This is a genomic window from Planomonospora sp. ID67723, from assembly GCF_015711605.1.
Classification (GTDB): Bacteria; Actinomycetota; Actinomycetes; order Streptosporangiales; family Streptosporangiaceae; genus Planomonospora_A.
In genome coordinates this window covers 827,712-843,507 of record NZ_JABTEZ010000001.1, presented here as the reverse complement: position 1 = coordinate 843,507, position 15,796 = coordinate 827,712, and the positions used below count along the sequence as shown (strand labels likewise).

General features: G+C 70.8%; 18 protein-coding genes, 2 tRNA genes, 1 other RNA gene and 1 pseudogene. 15 read left to right on the top strand and 7 right to left on the bottom strand.

Translation table 11 applies throughout. The annotated features are described in order from the left end of the window. Positions 1–99: 99 nt before the first annotated feature. The 5 genes from HS041_RS03950 to upp all read right to left on the bottom strand — a co-directional run bounded on the left by HS041_RS03950 (position 100) and on the right by upp (position 3,572). Positions 100–1,464 (bottom strand): helix-turn-helix domain-containing protein, encoded by a 1,365-nt coding sequence (locus tag HS041_RS03950; RefSeq protein WP_196439146.1) that lies wholly within the window; start codon positions 1,462–1,464, stop codon positions 100–102. 134 nt (positions 1,465–1,598) lie between these two features. After that, positions 1,599–2,132, bottom strand: coding sequence for a PH domain-containing protein (locus tag HS041_RS03945; protein WP_196439145.1), 534 nt, complete (start codon positions 2,130–2,132; stop codon positions 1,599–1,601). Beyond that, positions 2,129–2,287 (bottom strand): hypothetical protein, encoded by a 159-nt coding sequence (locus HS041_RS03940; protein ID WP_196439144.1) that lies wholly within the window; start codon positions 2,285–2,287, stop codon positions 2,129–2,131. Before HS041_RS03940 ends, HS041_RS03945 begins: the two co-directional genes overlap by 4 nt. Before the next feature lie 132 nt (positions 2,288–2,419). Beyond that, positions 2,420–2,650: a hypothetical protein gene (locus HS041_RS03935; protein WP_196439143.1), complete on the bottom strand. Its 231-nt coding sequence runs from the start codon at positions 2,648–2,650 to the stop codon at positions 2,420–2,422. A gap of 283 nt (positions 2,651–2,933) precedes the next feature. Beyond that, positions 2,934–3,572, bottom strand: a complete 639-nt coding sequence (upp, locus tag HS041_RS03930; protein WP_196439142.1) for a uracil phosphoribosyltransferase — start codon at positions 3,570–3,572, stop codon at positions 2,934–2,936. Between the two features lie 160 nt (positions 3,573–3,732). Here upp and HS041_RS03925 point away from each other — a divergent pair, with 160 nt between their 5' ends. The 11 genes and pseudogenes from HS041_RS03925 (at position 3,733) to HS041_RS03875 (ending at position 11,091) form a co-directional block, all read left to right on the top strand. Beyond that, on the top strand, positions 3,733–4,242 hold the full coding sequence (locus HS041_RS03925) for a tRNA adenosine deaminase-associated protein (RefSeq protein ID WP_374058820.1): 510 nt from the start codon (positions 3,733–3,735) through the stop codon (positions 4,240–4,242). A 16-nt stretch (positions 4,243–4,258) separates the two neighbouring features. After that, positions 4,259–4,750, top strand: a complete 492-nt coding sequence (locus tag HS041_RS03920; RefSeq protein ID WP_196439140.1) for a tRNA adenosine deaminase-associated protein — start codon at positions 4,259–4,261, stop codon at positions 4,748–4,750. Positions 4,751–4,821: 71 nt separating this feature from the next. Beyond that, positions 4,822–5,262 carry a tRNA adenosine(34) deaminase TadA gene (tadA, locus tag HS041_RS03915; RefSeq protein ID WP_196439139.1) on the top strand — a complete coding sequence of 147 codons (441 nt, stop codon included), beginning with the start codon at positions 4,822–4,824 and terminating at the stop codon, positions 5,260–5,262. A gap of 27 nt (positions 5,263–5,289) precedes the next feature. Further along, positions 5,290–5,376: transfer RNA gene (locus HS041_RS03910), tRNA-Ser, on the top strand. A 281-nt stretch (positions 5,377–5,657) separates the two neighbouring features. Beyond that, the gene (locus HS041_RS39915) at positions 5,658–6,140 is read left to right on the top strand and encodes a tyrosine-type recombinase/integrase (RefSeq protein WP_307845162.1); all 483 of its coding nucleotides are present in this window, start codon (positions 5,658–5,660) and stop codon (positions 6,138–6,140) included. A gap of 214 nt (positions 6,141–6,354) precedes the next feature. Beyond that, complete coding sequence (locus HS041_RS03900; RefSeq protein WP_196439137.1) at positions 6,355–6,561, top strand: hypothetical protein; 207 nt, start codon at positions 6,355–6,357, stop codon at positions 6,559–6,561. Beyond that, positions 6,558–7,124, top strand: a complete 567-nt coding sequence (locus HS041_RS03895) for a DUF6879 family protein (RefSeq protein ID WP_196439136.1) — start codon at positions 6,558–6,560, stop codon at positions 7,122–7,124. The genes HS041_RS03900 and HS041_RS03895 overlap by 4 nt, the downstream gene beginning before the upstream one ends. Continuing rightward, positions 7,099–7,965 (top strand): helix-turn-helix domain-containing protein, encoded by an 867-nt coding sequence (locus tag HS041_RS03890; protein ID WP_196439135.1) that lies wholly within the window; start codon positions 7,099–7,101, stop codon positions 7,963–7,965. The genes HS041_RS03895 and HS041_RS03890 overlap by 26 nt, the downstream gene beginning before the upstream one ends. A gap of 656 nt (positions 7,966–8,621) precedes the next feature. After that, complete coding sequence (locus HS041_RS03885; protein WP_196439134.1) at positions 8,622–9,797, top strand: phosphotransferase; 1,176 nt, start codon at positions 8,622–8,624, stop codon at positions 9,795–9,797. Between the two features lie 141 nt (positions 9,798–9,938). Next, positions 9,939–10,118: pseudogene (locus HS041_RS03880) on the top strand (IS3 family transposase); the annotation flags it as partial. A gap of 133 nt (positions 10,119–10,251) precedes the next feature. Then, positions 10,252–11,091 carry an alpha/beta fold hydrolase gene (locus HS041_RS03875; RefSeq protein ID WP_196439132.1) on the top strand — a complete coding sequence of 280 codons (840 nt, stop codon included), beginning with the start codon at positions 10,252–10,254 and terminating at the stop codon, positions 11,089–11,091. A gap of 12 nt (positions 11,092–11,103) precedes the next feature. Here HS041_RS03875 and HS041_RS03870 read toward each other — a convergent pair whose 3' ends face one another. Further along, the gene (locus HS041_RS03870) at positions 11,104–11,328 is read right to left on the bottom strand and encodes a hypothetical protein (RefSeq protein ID WP_196439131.1); all 225 of its coding nucleotides are present in this window, start codon (positions 11,326–11,328) and stop codon (positions 11,104–11,106) included. Between the two features lie 401 nt (positions 11,329–11,729). Between HS041_RS03870 and ypfJ the strand changes: the two genes are divergently transcribed. Further along, entirely contained in the window at positions 11,730–12,584 is an 855-nt protein-coding gene (gene ypfJ, locus HS041_RS03865; protein ID WP_196439130.1) for a KPN_02809 family neutral zinc metallopeptidase, read from the top strand. A gap of 69 nt (positions 12,585–12,653) precedes the next feature. Beyond that, positions 12,654–12,956, top strand: a complete 303-nt coding sequence (locus HS041_RS03860) for a type II toxin-antitoxin system VapB family antitoxin (RefSeq protein WP_196439129.1) — start codon at positions 12,654–12,656, stop codon at positions 12,954–12,956. A 196-nt stretch (positions 12,957–13,152) separates the two neighbouring features. On the opposite strand, the gene HS041_RS03855 is transcribed toward HS041_RS03860, so the two are convergent. Beyond that, positions 13,153–13,241, bottom strand: a tRNA-Ser gene (locus tag HS041_RS03855). A gap of 82 nt (positions 13,242–13,323) precedes the next feature. Between HS041_RS03855 and ffs the strand changes: the two genes are divergently transcribed. Both ffs and HS041_RS03845 read left to right on the top strand, forming a co-directional pair. Further along, positions 13,324–13,422: signal recognition particle sRNA small type (gene ffs / locus HS041_RS03850), an RNA gene on the top strand. Positions 13,423–13,453: 31 nt separating this feature from the next. Next, a complete protein-coding gene (locus HS041_RS03845; protein ID WP_196439128.1) occupies positions 13,454–15,754 on the top strand; it encodes a DNA polymerase III subunit gamma and tau in 2,301 nt (766 codons plus the stop codon). Positions 15,755–15,796 lie beyond the last annotated feature (42 nt).

The following is a 15,796-nucleotide window of genomic DNA, read 5'->3' as shown; positions in this document are numbered from 1 at the left end:
CTCTGGGGGAACCAATCATCCTATGAGTCAATGACTGATAGACCCTAATTATTCCAGAGGCATGAAGCCAAATCCGGAGCGCCGGAGGCAAGGAAAGTCTTACCGGGCCAACGCCGAGTCCACGGTCACCCCGACGAGCACACTGTGGACCCCTACTGCCTCCAGCGCCTTACGATACGCGCTCGTCTGCTCTTCGGGCGCACCGGCCTGGCCGTACAGATCGCCGAGCCGGCGCCAGGCCCGTGCGGACTCCCGGTTGACGCCGGAGACGGGGTCGGAGCCGGACAGCAGGTCCCGGGCGGCGTGGAGGTGGGAGAGAACCGTGTCGTGACTGCCGTGACTGCCGTGACTGCGCGCGAGCGCGACCTCGGCGAGGACCAGCCGCGCACCGGCGCCGATGACGCGGGAGCCGCTTCCCGGCAGGTCGAGGACCGAGGCGGACAGGCGGGCCGCGCCCTCCAGGTCGCCGCTCTTCAGCTCCACGGAGGCGAGCACGACCAGGCTCTCGGCGTGGTCGTGCCCGTGGCGGGAGAGTGATCCGAAGACCTCGCTCGCGGCGGTCGCGAGCGTGCGGACCCGGTCGAGCGGCTCCCCGTCGAAGGCGGAGGCGAGGCGCGACCACTTCATCGCGATGCAGGCCAGCTTGACCGTCATCCGAGCCGGGCGTCCGGCAGCGATCGCGTCGTCGGCGAGACGGACGGCCAGCGAGGAGTCCTCCCCCTCGGCGGCGGTGACGCTCGCCTGCCAGAGGGCATGGATCTCCTCGTCCCGGGAGACCGCGGCCGGCACGCCGTTGTCCTGGACGACCCGGCGGACGAAGGCCAGGCCGGGCGAGTGCGGGGCCTCGGTCTCCAGTAGGGAGGCGGCCAGGTCCACGGCGATCTCACCCTGGGTCAGGGCGAGCCGGTTGACCTCCGTCAGAGCGGCGGCGGCGAGGTCGCGGGCGCGCAGGACGTCGCCTCCGTGCCGGTAGCACCGGCTCAGGGCGACCGTCAGGGGCAGGTTCGCCAGCCGCTCGGGGTGGGCGGTGGCCTCACGGCGGAGCCGCTCGAACGCCTCGACCGCCGGACCGGTCATGCCCTGGGCCTCCAGGGCCCGCGCCCGGCCGAGCCGCGCGTGGGCGGCCAGCATGGCGTTCTCCTCGCCCGCGGCCTTGACGATCTCGCCGAAGCGCTCGGCCGCCACGGCGGGGTCACCGTGGTGCAGCTCCAGCTCCGCGTGACGCAGGCCGAGCTCGGTGTCTATGCGCTGGCGGGGTTCGATGCCGTGCAGCAGGAACTCGGTGGTGCACCCCAAACGCTCCGCCAGCAACCGCGCCACCACGGGGGTGGGCGTGCGCTTGCCCGACTCGATGAGGGAGACGTAGCTGTCGGAAAGGTCTGGCCCGGCGAGCTGGGCCTGAGACATGCGCCTGCTCAGCCGCAGTCCGCGGACACGGTCACCGATGGTTCCCTGACTCGGCATCTGATCTCTCAGGGCGGGGGATGGTCAATGTCTCCGCCATGATTGCATGAAGAAGTCGAATAGGGTAACCCCGCCGACCGGAATCTTCGGGCTGAGCAGCCCCCTCCCGCTATCCCATAGCGGTCAGAGGGGCATTAATCATCCGAGTCGTTCGCGTTGGGAAATAGCATCTGGCAGACCTCCAGGTAGAGGGTCTCCGGATACGGGATGTATGTGACCGTCGACAATGCCTGATCCTGACCGGCTGATTCGAGGATGAACTCCCCATATCCCAACATTCGGCCGATCAGGGAACGCTGGAAGCTCATGTCGGTCACCTTGGTGAGCGGCATCATGGCGACCTTGCGGGTGATCAGCCCCGTGGTGAGCAGCATGCGCTTGGACGTCACCACGAAGTAGTCGACCGACCACTCCGCGAGCTTCCAAACGAAGCGGATCAGGATCAGGAGCCACGCCCACCAGACGACGAAGATCCCGCCGCCGGCGTTCTGGTTGCCGAGCCAGGTGCTGATGACCCCGGCGATGATGAGGCCGCCGAAGACCTCGGCGATGGGGCGGAGCAGTACGGCCGGGTGGCGCCGCACCATGATGACCTGGTGCTCGTGGGGGAGGAGGTAGCGGTTCACCGACGAGGGGGCGGAGTCCCCGTGGGTGACGAGTCTGCTCATGACAGGTGGGAGACGAATCGGGCCAGCGAATCGGCTGCGTCGTACACCGAGTCGAGGGCGCCCCTGACGGCTCCCGCCGCGTCATCCGGTCTTTTGAACAGGAAGAACGCGGCGAAGGCGATGGCGCTGTACTTCAAAAGTTTCTTGACCTGCACTTCGGCCTCCTGCTACCGCTCACCCACTGCACCCGACGTATACATTACCCACCCAGTTCGTTGGGTAAAGCGCATCGGCCGATCCGGTCTGCCGCTCGGCGCGGAAGGCGGGCGGGCCGACGGGGTTCCGGATCACTCGCGCCCGCTCGCGACCAGCGCGAGGACCTGGAGGTGCTTGCGGGCGATCCGCTCGACCAGTCCCGGGTGGGCGTATCCGGTGATCTCCAACGCGCCGTAGTGCGCCGCGTCGATGCAGCGGGTCACGGTGGAGGCGGGGTGGACCGCGGAGAACTCCTCCCGCAACGCGGCGCTGACGTCCGCGTAGGGGTCCGGCTCCGGAGCCGGGGTGTTTCGCTCGCTCACTGTTCTCCCTGGTGTGCGCCCGGTGCTCTGACGGCGGGCGCGGAAGAGATATCTTCGGCACTTTTCGTACCCGTGTAATCGCAGAGTGTAACGATGAGGTGACGGAAACAGCCCTCCGACGTGCGGGGGAAACATCGGGGAGCGGAGCCCGGCGCCTCAGGGCTCCGGGGTCGTCTCAGGGGGCACCGTACGGTTGCGGAAATCCGGGACGAGGCGTGCCGGAAGGGCCGGGACAGGGACGGGCCCCGGGTCCGGTGCCGGACCCGGGGCGACGCGCGGGATCTCAGACGACGCCGTAGAGGCGGTCGCCGGCGTCCCCCAGCCCGGGGACGATGTAGCCGTGCTCGTTCAGCCGCTCGTCGAGGGCGGCCGTCACCAGGCGGATCGGCTTGCCGCTGTCGGCGAACGCCCGGTCCATGTAGGCGATGCCCTCGGGCGCGGCGAGCAGGCACAGCGCGGTCACGTCGTCGGCCCCGCGCTCGAAGAGAAACTCGATCGCCGCGGCCAGGGTGCCGCCGGTGGCCAGCATCGGGTCCACCACGTACACCTGGCGGCCGGACAGGTCGTCGGGGAGCCGGGTGGCGTAGGTCTCCGCCTGCAGGGTCGACTCGTTGCGGATCATTCCGAGGAAGCCGACCTCGGCGGTCGGCAGCAGCCGGGTCATCCCGTCGAGCATGCCCAGACCGGCGCGCAGGATCGGGACCACCAGGGGGTACGGGTGCGCCAGCCGTACCCCCTTGGCCGGGGCGACGGGAGTCTGCACCGTCACCTCGCTGACCCGGACGTGCCGGGTCGCCTCGTAGGCGAGCAGGGTCACGAGCTCGTCGGCGAGGCGCCGGAAGGTGGGCGAGTCCGTGTTCGCGTCCCGCAGGACGGTCAGCTTGTGTGCCACGAGCGGGTGGTCAACGACCAGGGTCTCCATGGCCGTAAACGGTATCCCGGACGGTCGTGCGGGAGATAACGGAGCACGGGTGACACGCGCCACGCGTGGGATTTGATCACAATTTAGACGGAGAGGCATACGGCTATGCCTCTCGTCTGGAACCATTGACCTCCGTACAGGCCGCTCGGTGGGGATGACGATGACAGACGAAGATGCGCTCGACTTCGCCATCGTGGTCTATCGCGAGGACGACCGGTGGGAAGCGGAGATGCTTCCCGTGGCGCTCACCTCCGATCTCCACGGGCTGATCCACGCCCTGCGCCAGCAGCCGGCCATGAGCGGTGCGATTGGCCTGGTCGCCGTGGGGGATGAGTTCTTCGTGGCGCTAAGGGTGTTCGGTGAGCAGGTCGAGGTCTTCCTCTCCGACGTCGCCGCGTCCTGGGACTTCCCGCTCGCGCGGCAGGTGCTCGAATACCTCGACGTCCCGGTGCCCGACGAGGACGAGCTCGACGCGATCCTTCAGGACGAGGAGACGGCGCTCCCCGCGGGCGACCTGTCGATCTTCGCCGACCTGGGGCTCGACGAGATGGAGCTCGGCGTCCTGTCCGGGGACATCGACCTGCTTCCCGAGGACGTGCTGTCCAGCATCGCGGCACGGCTGGGCTTCTCCGAGCCGTTCGAACGCGCCATCGACTCCGTGTTCGGCTGACCTCAGGAGATCGGCCATGGCCACCAGACCTTCCGGCAGCAGAATCTTCTCGGCAGCCTTCGTCCGCACCGCCAGCGGCTGGAGGGGCGCCGAGGTCGACCTCAGCGGGGCCGAGATCGTCGACGACTTCGGCGACGCGGTGCAGGAGCACCTCGGCCTCGACGGCGACGAGCTGGCCCTGCTCTGCGTCGAGGTGGAGGACGAGTGGTTCGCGCTCGTGCGCTACCGGGGGGACGAGGAGCCCCGGGCGTTCCTCTCCGACGCACAGGCAGGGCTCACCGACGACCTCGGTGAGCTCTTCGGCGAGCTGGCCGGGGTCGCACCCGACGCCGACACGCCCGAGGTGGGCGTACGGCCGGCGGGCGACTTCGAGATCCTGAGCGACCTGGGAGTGAGCCCCGAGGAGCTCATCGAGCTCAGCATGGAGGAGGGCGCGCTGCCGGCGGACACGCTCTCGGTGATCGCCGAGAGGCTGGCCTTCGCCGACGAGCTCGACCGGCTGCGATGACGGGTGCGGGGCGGACGGTCCCGGCGGATGCCGACGGGCGCTGACGACGGTTGATCGACTACGCTCCCGCGATGCGGCTGGCGCTGGCGCAGGCCGTACGGGCGGGTGAGCGCGGGGAGGTGCCGGTCGGGGCGGTCGTCCTCGGCCCCGACGGCGCGGTGTTGTCGCAGGCGGGCAACGACCGCGAGTCCCTGCGCGACCCGACCGCCCACGCCGAGGTGCTGGCCCTGCGCGAGGCGGCGCGGGAGCACGGCGAGTGGAGGCTGGGCGGCTGCACCCTGGTGGTCACACTGGAGCCCTGCACGATGTGCGCGGGGGCCGCGGTCCTGGCCCGGGTCGACCGGGTCGTCTACGGGGCGGTGGACGCCAAGGGCGGCGCGGCGGGGTCGCTCTGGGACGTGATCAGGGACCGCCGGCTCAACCACCGTCCCGAGGTCGTCATGGGCGTGCTGGCGGGTGAGTGCGCCGGGGTGCTCACGGAGTTCTTCGCCGCTCGCCGGAGGCGCGAGTGACAGCGGTTATCCGGTAAGCTGCTCGGCGGTGGTGTCGCCTAGTGGCCGAGGGCGCACGCCTCGAAAGCGTGTGATGGGGCAACTCATCCGTGGGTTCAAATCCCACCACCACCGCCGCTGACAAGGGCCTCTGACCTGTGTGATCAGGTCAGAGGCCCTTCGCATATCACGATCATGGGTAGCCGTGGGGGAACGGCCCCGCTCTCGGTCTTGAAACGCGGCCCCGGTGGCAGTGGTGCTCACCTTCCGAAACGGGAAGGTGGACATGGCATCGATCTACCGGCGATTGTTCGACCGGCACGGGCGGCCCGCGATCCTCCTCCCGGAGGGCGGCATCCGCCTCGGCCTCCCGGAGGTGTGCCGATCACCGAGATCACCACCGGCGTCATCCAGGCGTGGGTCACCCGGATGGGCCAGCAGCGCCTCCGGTCCCGTGGCGAGCTCGCCGGCGACGTCATCACGCCGGCCATGGGCGCCGGCCTGCGCTACGGCGAGGTCACGGCGCTGCGGCCGTGCGACATCGACCTCAAGCACCGCACGAAGGACGCGTCCGACCAGGAGCTGATCTTCGCCGCCCCGAAGGGGGTCATCCTGCACTCCAACGGCTGGTCCCGGATCTGGTCGAAGGTCACCGAGCTGGCCAGGCAGCGAAGCATCAGGAAGTCGCCGACCCTGCACGCCTTCGTCACGCCCACGCCACCGAGCTGCTCGCGTCCGACGTCTCGCTCGACACCGTGAGCAAGCGCCTGGGCCACGAGAGCATCATAGTCACGGCCAACATCTACAGCCGCCTCTCGCCGGAGGCCGACCAGCGCGCCGTCGACGTCGTCGACCAGGTCATGGGCGGCAGGCCGAAGACGACCTCGGCGGCAGGATGATCGGCGGCCCGCCCCGTACGGGTTAGTGCCCCGGTGGGCATGGAGGACGGCCCCGGAACGGAGGGCGCCGGGGCCGTCGCCTTCCTTCGGCGGATCTCAGTGACCGACGATCGATCCCGTCCGGCGAAGCAAACCCCTTGACCATCAGGCAAGGTGAGGCAACCATCGGCCTCATGTAAGCAATCGCAAGCAAGCTCGATCCCAGGAGGCCGCGATGCGGCTAACGTTCCTTGGCAGGACCGGCGGCTCGAACGAGGGAAGTTGCCCGGCGCTCTACGCCACCGACCGGGGCACCTACGTCGTCCAGGGGAAGATCGTGACCGACCCGGAGGCGCTGGCCGGCATCCGGGACCTGGCCGACGACGAACTGGTGGTCGAGGTGCCCGCCGATGTTCTCGCGCTCGCCCGGGAGGTGCAGTGACCCGGCTCCTGACCGGCGAGGAGTTCCTGGCGCTGTTCACCGCGTTCAAGCACACCGCCTACCGGCTGGAGCTGCGAGACCGCTACAACGTGCCCGCCGAAGCCGACCGGCTCGCCGCGTACGCCGCCGGCGACTGGGGCGAGCTGGAGCGGCTGAACGCGATCCAGCGCAAGCCCTGGATGGACCTGATGCGGGCCGCCAAGGCGGCAGGGAAGCGCGTCGAGCGGGCGCGCGTCGTGACGGAGCCGCTGACCGACTACATGCGGTTCACGCTCCGGCTGACCGCCGGGAACATCGACGCCGGGGAGGACATCCGGTTCCTGCCACGCGACCAGACCGCCGGCCTCGGCCTGCCCGACGTGGATGCGTGGCTGTTCGACTCGCGGTTCATCGTCGTGGGCCGGTTCAACGACGCCGACGAGCTGGAGGCGTGGGAGCACATCGATGACCCGGCCGCGGTGGTGGAGCACTGCGCGGGCCGGGACGCCGCCTGGCACCACGCCATCCCCTACAACGAGTACGCCAGGAAGTGGCAGGGTGCCGACCGTACGACAGGCGCGTGAGGCCCTCGGGGACCGGCTGCGCAAGCTCCGCAAGACCACCCGCCTGAACGGGAAGGAGTTCGCGCAGTCCCTCGGTTGGGGAGCCACGAAGGTCTCCAAGATCGAGAACGGCAAGCAGACGCCGAGCGAGGACGACATCCGCACCTGGGCGGCCGCGACCGGCCACGCCACCCAGGTGCCCTCCCTGCTCGCACAGTTGAAGAGCCTGGAACTGGCGTACGCCGAGTGGCGGGCCAAGCTGAGGGCCGGCACCCAGGCGCAGCAGCTCACCGTCTCCGCACGAGAGGCGAGCGCCTCCATGCTGCGGGTGTTCGAGCCGTCCACCGTCCCCGGGCTGCTGCAGACGCCGGAGTACGCGCGCAGCATCCTCACCCAGGTCATCACCACCCACCACATCCCCGACGACCTCGATCAGGGTGTGCAGGCCCGCATGGACCGGCAGCGGATTCTCTACCAGCCGGGCAAACGCCTGCACTTCGTGCTGACGGAATCGGTGCTGCGGAACCTGCTCTGCCCGCCGGAGGTGATGATGGGACAGATCGACCGGTTGACCACGGTCGGCACGCTGCCCAGCGTGGCGCTCGGTGTGATCCCGTGGACGGTCCGCCTGCCGAAGACCCCCGTGCACGGGTTCTGGATCTACGACGAGGAACTGGTGACCGTTGAGACGTTCTCGGCAGAGCTGTCGCTGATCCAGCCGGAGGAGATCGACCTGTACGGGCGGATCTTCCAGATGATGCAGGAGGCTGCGGTGTACGGGCGGGAGGCCCGCGCCGTCATGGCCCGTGTGCTCGATGATCTCGCTGCGGAGTTCTTCCCGGGCGGTTCCTCCACCTCTTGATTGATCGTGAAGCAATCTGAAGCAATCTCCTTGAGCTGCTTCGACGGGCATCCCTACCGTCAAGGCATGCGCTCATCCGTCACCCCACGGGCGTCCTCCCCTCTACGGGGTCCCGCATGAACAGCCGCGGCGCACAACCCCGCATGGACGACGCGGTCGCGCCGTACCCGCTTGCCGCCGCTGGCGTCCCCCTCCTGCGGCAGGCGTCCGGGTGCGGGCCGTCCATCGGGGGTGACACCCCTGGCCGGCCCGGGCCACGGTGGTCGGACGGCTTCCCCGTCGAGCACCGGGCGGACGGGTCCGTGATCCGGTATCGGCCGGACGGGGCGGAGGTCTCCCCGGAGACCGAGTTCCTCCTCGGCCGCATCGCCTTCACCGCTCGGACGGCGGCCAGGGGTCGCCCAGCGGAGCACCACCCGTGATGACCCGCCGCCAGTTCCTGGCTCGGTTCTTTTCCGGCCGGGCCAAGCGGCGGCGGGGAGCAGACGAGACCGGACGACCCTGTGGGCGCAGGGCCGTCGGACCTCCGGTCGCCGGGTGTGCCCCCGGAAACTCCAGGTCCTCTCCTGCCGGGGACACCCGCATCGCCTGAACGGAACAGCACCACCGCACGACGTCCAGCGGCCGGAGGGCCGCACGTGTGAACGGGAGGTTCCATGTCCACCACCAAGGTCCGGCTCACCGCTGCCGAGCTGGCCAATCCCCGCACCCTCATCCCCGGTGAGCTGTTCGACCGGCTCACCGCCCGCGTCGCGGCCGAGGAGAACCTCCCCGGCCCGCGCGCCGAGCGCGTCATGGAGCAGGCGCTGGCGTTCCTGGCCGCGTGTGCTCTCAACCCCGGCGCGGGCCTGTCCCCGTCCCGGCAGGTCGACCCCGGCTGGCACGCGTTCTTGACCTACACCCTCGAGTACGCCGTCTTCTGCGAGCGCGTCGCGGGACGATTCATCCACCACGTCCCGACCGACACCCCCGGTGCGGCCATCACCGACCCGGCCGCGGCGATCGGCTCCACCGTCGAGGCCGCCACGGACGGACTCATGCCCGGCGCCGCCCTGCGTCTGCACACCGAGGACGGCGGCCGCGTCTTCCTCAAGGCCCTGCCCGCCGACAGCCCGGCCGTACGCCTGTACGAGCGGGAACGGTGGGCGGGCGAGGTGCTCCCGGACACCGTCCCGGCGCCGCGCCTGCTGTGGAGCAGTGACGCCGGCGGCTGGATCAGTCTGCTGTTCGAGTACGTCGAGGGCCGGGCCGCGGACCTGTCGCCCGGCTCCCCGGATGTGCCGGCCATCCTCACTACGGTGGCGCAGCTCGGCCACCTGCTCGCCCCGTCGCCTGCGGCCGTGGGACCGCTGATGGCCGACAACGTCGACGGGCTGCTGGTCAAGAGCCGTCACCTGCTGGCCAAGCCGCCCGGAGTGCTGCCGTACCGGGACCTGTACGCCGCGACGCTCGGCGGCTTCGATGTCGCCGACCTGGCCGGGGACATGCTCCTGCACTACGACCTGCATCCCGGCAACCTGCAGATCACCGCCGAGGGCGTCCGCGTCATCGACTGGGGGTTCGCGGCGGCAGGCGCCGCGTGGATCGACGCGTTCATGCTCGGCCCGCGTCTGATCGAGGCCGGGCACTCGCCGTTCCAGGTGGAGGACCTGCTCGCGCAGGTGCCCTCCTGGGAGGACGCGCCCCCCTCCGCGGTGGACGGTCTGCTCGCCGCGTGGACGCTGTTCCGCGTCTACAAGGCCATGCACGGCCCGGACGACGGCCGGGAGTTCCGCGCCCGCGCCGCTGCCGCGGGCCGGGTCTGGCTGGCCCACCGCACCGGCAACGCTTGAGCCCCAGCGTCGGGAGGCAGTGCTTGGGTCGTGGCCTCCCGACGTTGCGTTGGGCCGGTTTCCCGCTCCGCCCGATGATGACCCCCGCGCCCGGCCCGATGGGGACATGATCCCTGACGGCCGCCGAGCTCCCCGACTCGCTGGCGGGGTATGCAGGTCGAACTGCTCAACCGGCAGCGGTGGAAGACCCGCATAGAACCGGCCAATGCGATCTTCGAGTACCTCGAGATCTTCCACAATCGCCAACGCCGCCACAGCGCCCTCGGGATGCTCACGCCCATCGAATACGAGATGTCCTGCCCAACCCGCCAACCGGCATGAAGTCCAGCAACGCGACTCCATCCAACCCAGGGCACATCATCCCGGGAAACCGGTTCGCGAGCCCTCGGCATGTCCGGACCGTTCCGGGAACGCGCGGTTGTCCCGTCCGAAGGACCGCTGACATGATCCCGGCATGCCGATCTTCTCCGCTCCCGACGGGACCGCTCTCGCCTACCGCCTGTACGGCAAGGGCGACCCGGTGATCTGCCTGCCGGGCGGTCCGATGCGGGACTCTGCCTACCTCGGCGAGCTCGGCGGCCTGTCCGCGCGCCGGCGGCTGGCGGTGCTGGACCTGCGGGGTACCGGCCGCTCCGCGGCGCCGCGGGACACCGCCTCCTACCGGTGCGACCGCCAGGTGGACGACGTCGAGGCACTGCGCCGGCACCTCGGCCTCGATCGGATGGATCTGCTCGCGCACTCCGCAGGCGCGAATCTCGCGGTGCTGTACGCGGCCCGGCACCCGGAGCGCGTGGGCAGGCTCGCCCTGATCACTCCGAGCACCCGGGCGGTCGGGATCGAGGCCACCGGCGAGGACCGCTGGGAGGTCGCACGGCGCCGTGAGGGCGAGCCCTGGTTCCCGGCGGCGTCGGCGGCCCTGGCGGCGATCACGGACGGCAGGGCCACGAAGGACGACTGGGCGGCCGTCGCACCGTTCTTCTACGGCCGGTGGGACGCGGTGGCGCAGGCACACCAGGCGGCCGAGGAAGGGCAGCGCGACGACGAGGTCGCGAGGGCCTCCACCGCCGGGGGCGCCTTCGACCCGGACGCCGCCCGCGCCGCGCTGGCCGCGTTCGGCGCGCCGGTGCTGCTGCTTGCCGGGGAGGTGGACCTGGGCGCCGCACCACGGGTCGTGGCGAAGTTCGCCGCGCTGTTCCCCGGCGCCCGGCTCGTCGTCCAGCCGGGCGCCGGGCACTACCCGTGGCTCGATGACGCCGACCGGTTCACGGCGACCGTCGCGGCGTTCCTGGACTGAACGGCCGGGCGCCTACTCCTGCGGGACGACGCCCGTACGGAGCCAGCGGGGCAGGAGGGACTGGACGGCGGGGATCGCCATCACCCGGGCGAAGACCCCGGCGACCGCGAGGGCGGTGGCGACTCCGGGCAGTGCCTCGGGGACGCCCGTCGCGTCCACGATCATCGGGAGCGCCACGGAGACGCCCACGGCGGTCTGCAGAGCGGTCCGGACGGCTCGTTTGGTGTCATCGGTCATGCTTCCTCCTCGGGGGACGACCGCGCCCTGGGTGGCGGGGCGGGGGGGCGATCGGACGGGTACGGCTCCCGCCGGCCGGTGCCGTACCTCGTGGGGATGGGCGATCGCATCGGGCACCTTTGGGATACCCGGCCTTGACCTGCAATAATCACCTAAAGTAAGTATTCATAAGCGTAAAGTGGTCACGGTGTGATCGTCTGAATGCCGCGTCCGGGCGGCGGCTGGAGATCATCGTCCGGGAGGTGCGTGTTCCTCCGCGCGAAGAAGGACGGGTGTCTCCGGGAACCGCTCTTCCCGGCATGCCCGCGGTGCGGCCCGGCGAGCGGGCCGCACCGCGGGCATGCCCGGCCTTTCTGGGGGCAGAGGGGGGTCCCGAAGCGGACTCGGAAGGGACGTCGGCGATGGATTTCAAGGACGATGTCCAGTTGGACACCTCGCAGGTCGAGAGCGGCGGCCGCGGAGGTCTCCCCGGCGGAGGGCTCGCGGTCGGCGGAGGTGCCGCTGGGATCATCGCGCTCATCGTGGCGCTGATATTCGGCATCAACCCCGGCAACATCACCGGCGGGGACCCCGCGCCGGTGGGCCCCAGCTCGAACCTGGGGGCGCAGTGCAAGACCGGTCAGGACGCCGACCAGAACGAGGAGTGCCGGGTCGTCGGCGTGGTCAACAGCATCCAGGAGTACTGGCCCACGGTTCTCGACGGATACCGCCCGGCCAAGACCGTGCTGTTCTCCGGCGGGACGAACACCGGCTGCGGTGCCGCGGACTCCTCGGTGGGGCCGTTCTACTGCCCGAGCGACCAGCGGGTCTACCTCGACCTCAGCTTCTTCGACCAGTTGCAGAGCAGGTTCGGCGCCGAGGGCGGGCCGTTCGCCCAGGCGTACGTGATCGGGCACGAGTACGGCCACCACGTGCAGAACCTGACCGGCGTCCTCGGGAAGTCGCAGAGTGACCGGCAGGGCCCGGAGAGCGGCGCGGTCCGGGTGGAACTGCAGGCCGACTGCTACGCGGGGGCCTGGGCCAAGAACGCCTACGAGACCGGGCTGTTCGAGAAGCCCTTCACCCAGGCCGACATCGAGCAGGCGCTGAGCGCGGCCGCCGCCGTGGGCGACGACAACATCCAGAAACGCGCCCAGGGCCGGGTCGATCCGGAGGGGTTCACCCACGGGACCTCGGAGCAGCGGGTCAAATGGTTCTCCACCGGTTACCAGACCGGGGATCCGGGGCGGTGCGACACCTTCTCCGGAGGGATCTGAGCCGGTCTGCGGCCCGCGATAAAAATGCCCGAGCAGGCAAAGGATCAGAATCTCTCCTAAAATACATGGGTGATCTTCAAGCTGGTCGGCGATGGACGGCCTTATCCCGAACACGGCCTCTCCAACCGAGAGTGGGCCCAGATCCCGCCGCGGCAGGTCCGGCTCGACACCCTGATCACCACGAAAGCGGTGCTCGACCTGCATTCCCTGCTCGCCAAGGACTCCACGTTCTACGGCGACCTCTTCCCGCACGTGGTCCAGTGGCGCGGCGAGCTGTACCTGGAGGACGGCCTGCACCGCGCCCTGCGCTCGGCCCTGCACCAGCGCTCGGTCCTGCACGCCCGCGTCCTGGAACTCCCCTCCGACTCCTGACCGTCCGCACCTCGCCGGGTGGAGGTTCCGGCGCGGAAGGATCCATGGTCGGGCCGGACCGCCCGCCATGGACCGTCAGCTGAACGGCTGTCGCGGTGTCCTCGGCTTCGTCGCGCTCCTGCTGCGCCGTACCGGATGAGCCGGGGCGGGAACGTCGCAGGGGCCGGACCACATGTGTGGTCCGGCCCCTGCGAGCTGGCGGAGGATAGGAGATTTGAACTCCTGAGGGGTTGCCCCCAACACGATTTCCAATCGTGCGCCCTAGGCCAACTAGGCGAATCCTCCGCCCGCAAGCTTAGCGGACTTCTGGCGGTGCATCGCACACCAATTCGCGGACCCGACTACCGCGCCGGGGGGATAGACTGTTCCCGGACCCCTCGCGCGGCGTCATCCTGTGAACCTCCCCAGGGCCGGAAGGCAGCAAGGATAAGCGGGCTCTGGCGGGTGTGCGAGGGGTTCCTTCGTTGCAGGACCCCTCGCAGGCGGGAGCTCCCTGGATGAGTCTGGCGCTCTACCGCAAATACCGGCCTGGGACCTTCGCCGAGGTCAAGGGCCAGGAGCATGTCACAGAGCCGCTGCGGCAGGCGCTGCGGAGCGGCCGGATCAACCATGCTTACCTCTTCAGCGGCCCCCGCGGCTGCGGCAAGACCTCCAGCGCCCGGATCCTGGCCCGCTCGCTGAACTGCGAGAAGGGGCCGACCCCCGACCCGTGCGGAGAGTGCGAGTCGTGCGTGGCGCTGGCCCCGACCGGTCCCGGCCACCTCGACGTCATCGAGATCGACGCGGCTTCGCACGGAGGCGTGGACGACGCCCGTGACCTGCGAGAGCGAGCCTTCTTCGCGCCCGTCTCGTCGCGCTACAAGATCTACATCATCGACGAGGCGCACATGGTGACCCGCGAGGGGTTCAACGCGCTGCTCAAACTCGTCGAGGAGCCCCCGCCGCACCTGAAGTTCGTCTTCGCGACCACCGAGCCGGAGAAGGTCATCGGGACGATCAAGTCCCGGACCCACCACTACCCGTTCCGGTTGATCCCGCCGACGGCGCTGCGCACGCTCATGGAGGAGATCCTCACCTCCGAGGGCGTCCCGTTCGAGCCCGCCGCGCTGCCGCTGGTGGTCCGGGCGGGCGCGGGCTCCGCCCGCGACTCGTTGTCGATCCTCGACCAGCTCTACGCCGGGTCCGACGAGAGCGGCATCACCTACACGCGCGCGGTCTCCCTGCTCGGCTACACCGACGGAGACCTGCTCGACGACGTGGTCGGCGCGTTCGCGGCGCGGGACGGCGCGCGGGTGTTCCAGGCCGTGAACCGGGTGGTGGAAGGCGGTCACGACCCCCGCCGCTTCGCCATGGACCTGCTGGAGCGTTTCCGCGACCTGGTGATTCTGGCCAACGTGCCGGAGGCGGCCGGGAGCGGACTGCTCGACCGGCCCGCCGACGAGCTGGAGCGGCTCCAGGCGCAGGCCGCCTCGATGGGCCCCGCCGACCTGACCCGGGCCGCGGAGGTCTTCAACACCGGGCTGACCGAGATGCGCGGGGCGGCCTCGCCCCGGTTGCTGCTGGAGCTGATGTGCGCCCGGGTGCTGCTCCCCGGCGCCGCGCAGGGCGAGGCGGCGCTGCTGGCCCGGCTGGAGCGGCTGGAGCAGGGCGGCCTCGCCGCGGCTCCCGCCGTCCACGCGCAGCCCGCTCCCGCGCCGTACGCCCCCGCCCCCGCCGCGTACGCGCAGCCCGTCTCGGCTCCCGCCGCGGCATCCACCTCTTACGTGCCGTCCGGTCACGTGACGCCGAGTTCCGAGCAGTCCGCTCCCGCCGTTCCGGCCGGAGCCGCACCGGCCGGTCAGGGCCCGGACGACACGGCGCAGGCCGGTGCGGCGCCCGCCTCCTCGGTCCAGGACGGCGACGACTGGCCCGCCGCGGTCAGGCCGGGTGCCCCCCCGGCCGAACCGCAGGCCCAGGCCCGGCCGCAGCAGGCTCCTGCGGCGCCGGTCTCCGGCTCCGAGGCGGGAGCCGTGCAGCAGGCGTGGCCTCAGGTGCTGGAGGGCGTGAAGCAGCGCAGCAAGTTCACCTGGGCCCAGCTCAACGGGCACGCACAGGTCGTCGGGGTCGAAGGCAAGATCGTGACGCTCGGGTTCCTTCAGGTCGGCGCGATGCGGAGTTTCATCGGCGGCGGCAAGGACGCGGTCGTGGCGGCGGCGCTCCAGGAGGTGCTGGGCGGCACCTGGAAGGTCGAGGCCGTCGTGGGCGGCTCCGGAGGCGGGGCCCCCGCGTCCGGTGGGCGCCCGCCCGCCCCGGCCGCTCCCCCGCAGCCTCCGGCTCCCCGCCGGGAACCGGACGTGTCCCGGTCCGCTCCGCAGGCCTCCGTTCCCGCTCCCGCCGCCGCGCCGGAGCAGGAGGGACGCCCCGCCCCGGGCGGGCAGGACGCCCGCCTGGCCGTGGGAGGGCCGCAGGCCGGTACGGCCCAGGCGGGTCAGGAGGTCCGTACGGCTCCCGCCCGGCCCGCCACGGACGAGTCCTGGCCGGACGCGCCCATGCCGGAGGACCCCGGTTCGCCTCCTGCCCCGAGCCCCGGCCTGGCCGCCGCGCGTTCGGCGGCCAGGGCCGCGGCCCAGAGCGGTCCCAAGCCGGGCGGGAGCAGATCCGCCTGGCCGGACGCGATCCCGGGACGCGCGCCCGCTCTGGAGTCCGACGAGGTCGACCCGCTGAACGACGCGGACGCCGACGTCGACGAGCTCACCGGCATGGCGCTCATCCAGCGCGAGCTCGGCGGCCGGATCATCGAGGAGATCGACCACAGCTGACCGGCCGCCCACCGCGCCTCATGTGGGCGTCCAGGCGGGTGA

Bases quoted from the DNA above. Each gene is read 5' to 3' on its own strand.
- HS041_RS03885 (WP_196439134.1), top strand. From the start codon at position 8,622: ATGTCCACCACCAAGGTCCGGCTCACCGCTGCCGAGCTGGCCAATCCC.
- upp (WP_196439142.1), bottom strand. From the start codon at position 3,572: ATGGAGACCCTGGTCGTTGACCACCCGCTCGTGGCACACAAGCTGACC.
- HS041_RS03845 (WP_196439128.1), top strand. From the start codon at position 13,454: ATGAGTCTGGCGCTCTACCGCAAATACCGGCCTGGGACCTTCGCCGAG.
- HS041_RS03870 (WP_196439131.1), bottom strand. From the start codon at position 11,328: ATGACCGATGACACCAAACGAGCCGTCCGGACCGCTCTGCAGACCGCC.
- HS041_RS03925 (WP_374058820.1), top strand. From the start codon at position 3,733: ATGACAGACGAAGATGCGCTCGACTTCGCCATCGTGGTCTATCGCGAG.
- HS041_RS03875 (WP_196439132.1), top strand. From the start codon at position 10,252: ATGCCGATCTTCTCCGCTCCCGACGGGACCGCTCTCGCCTACCGCCTG.
- HS041_RS03920 (WP_196439140.1), top strand. From the start codon at position 4,259: ATGGCCACCAGACCTTCCGGCAGCAGAATCTTCTCGGCAGCCTTCGTC.
- HS041_RS03900 (WP_196439137.1), top strand. From the start codon at position 6,355: ATGCGGCTAACGTTCCTTGGCAGGACCGGCGGCTCGAACGAGGGAAGT.
- tadA (WP_196439139.1), top strand. From the start codon at position 4,822: ATGCGGCTGGCGCTGGCGCAGGCCGTACGGGCGGGTGAGCGCGGGGAG.
- HS041_RS03950 (WP_196439146.1), bottom strand. From the start codon at position 1,464: ATGCCGAGTCAGGGAACCATCGGTGACCGTGTCCGCGGACTGCGGCTG.
- HS041_RS03945 (WP_196439145.1), bottom strand. From the start codon at position 2,132: ATGAGCAGACTCGTCACCCACGGGGACTCCGCCCCCTCGTCGGTGAAC.
- ypfJ (WP_196439130.1), top strand. From the start codon at position 11,730: ATGGATTTCAAGGACGATGTCCAGTTGGACACCTCGCAGGTCGAGAGC.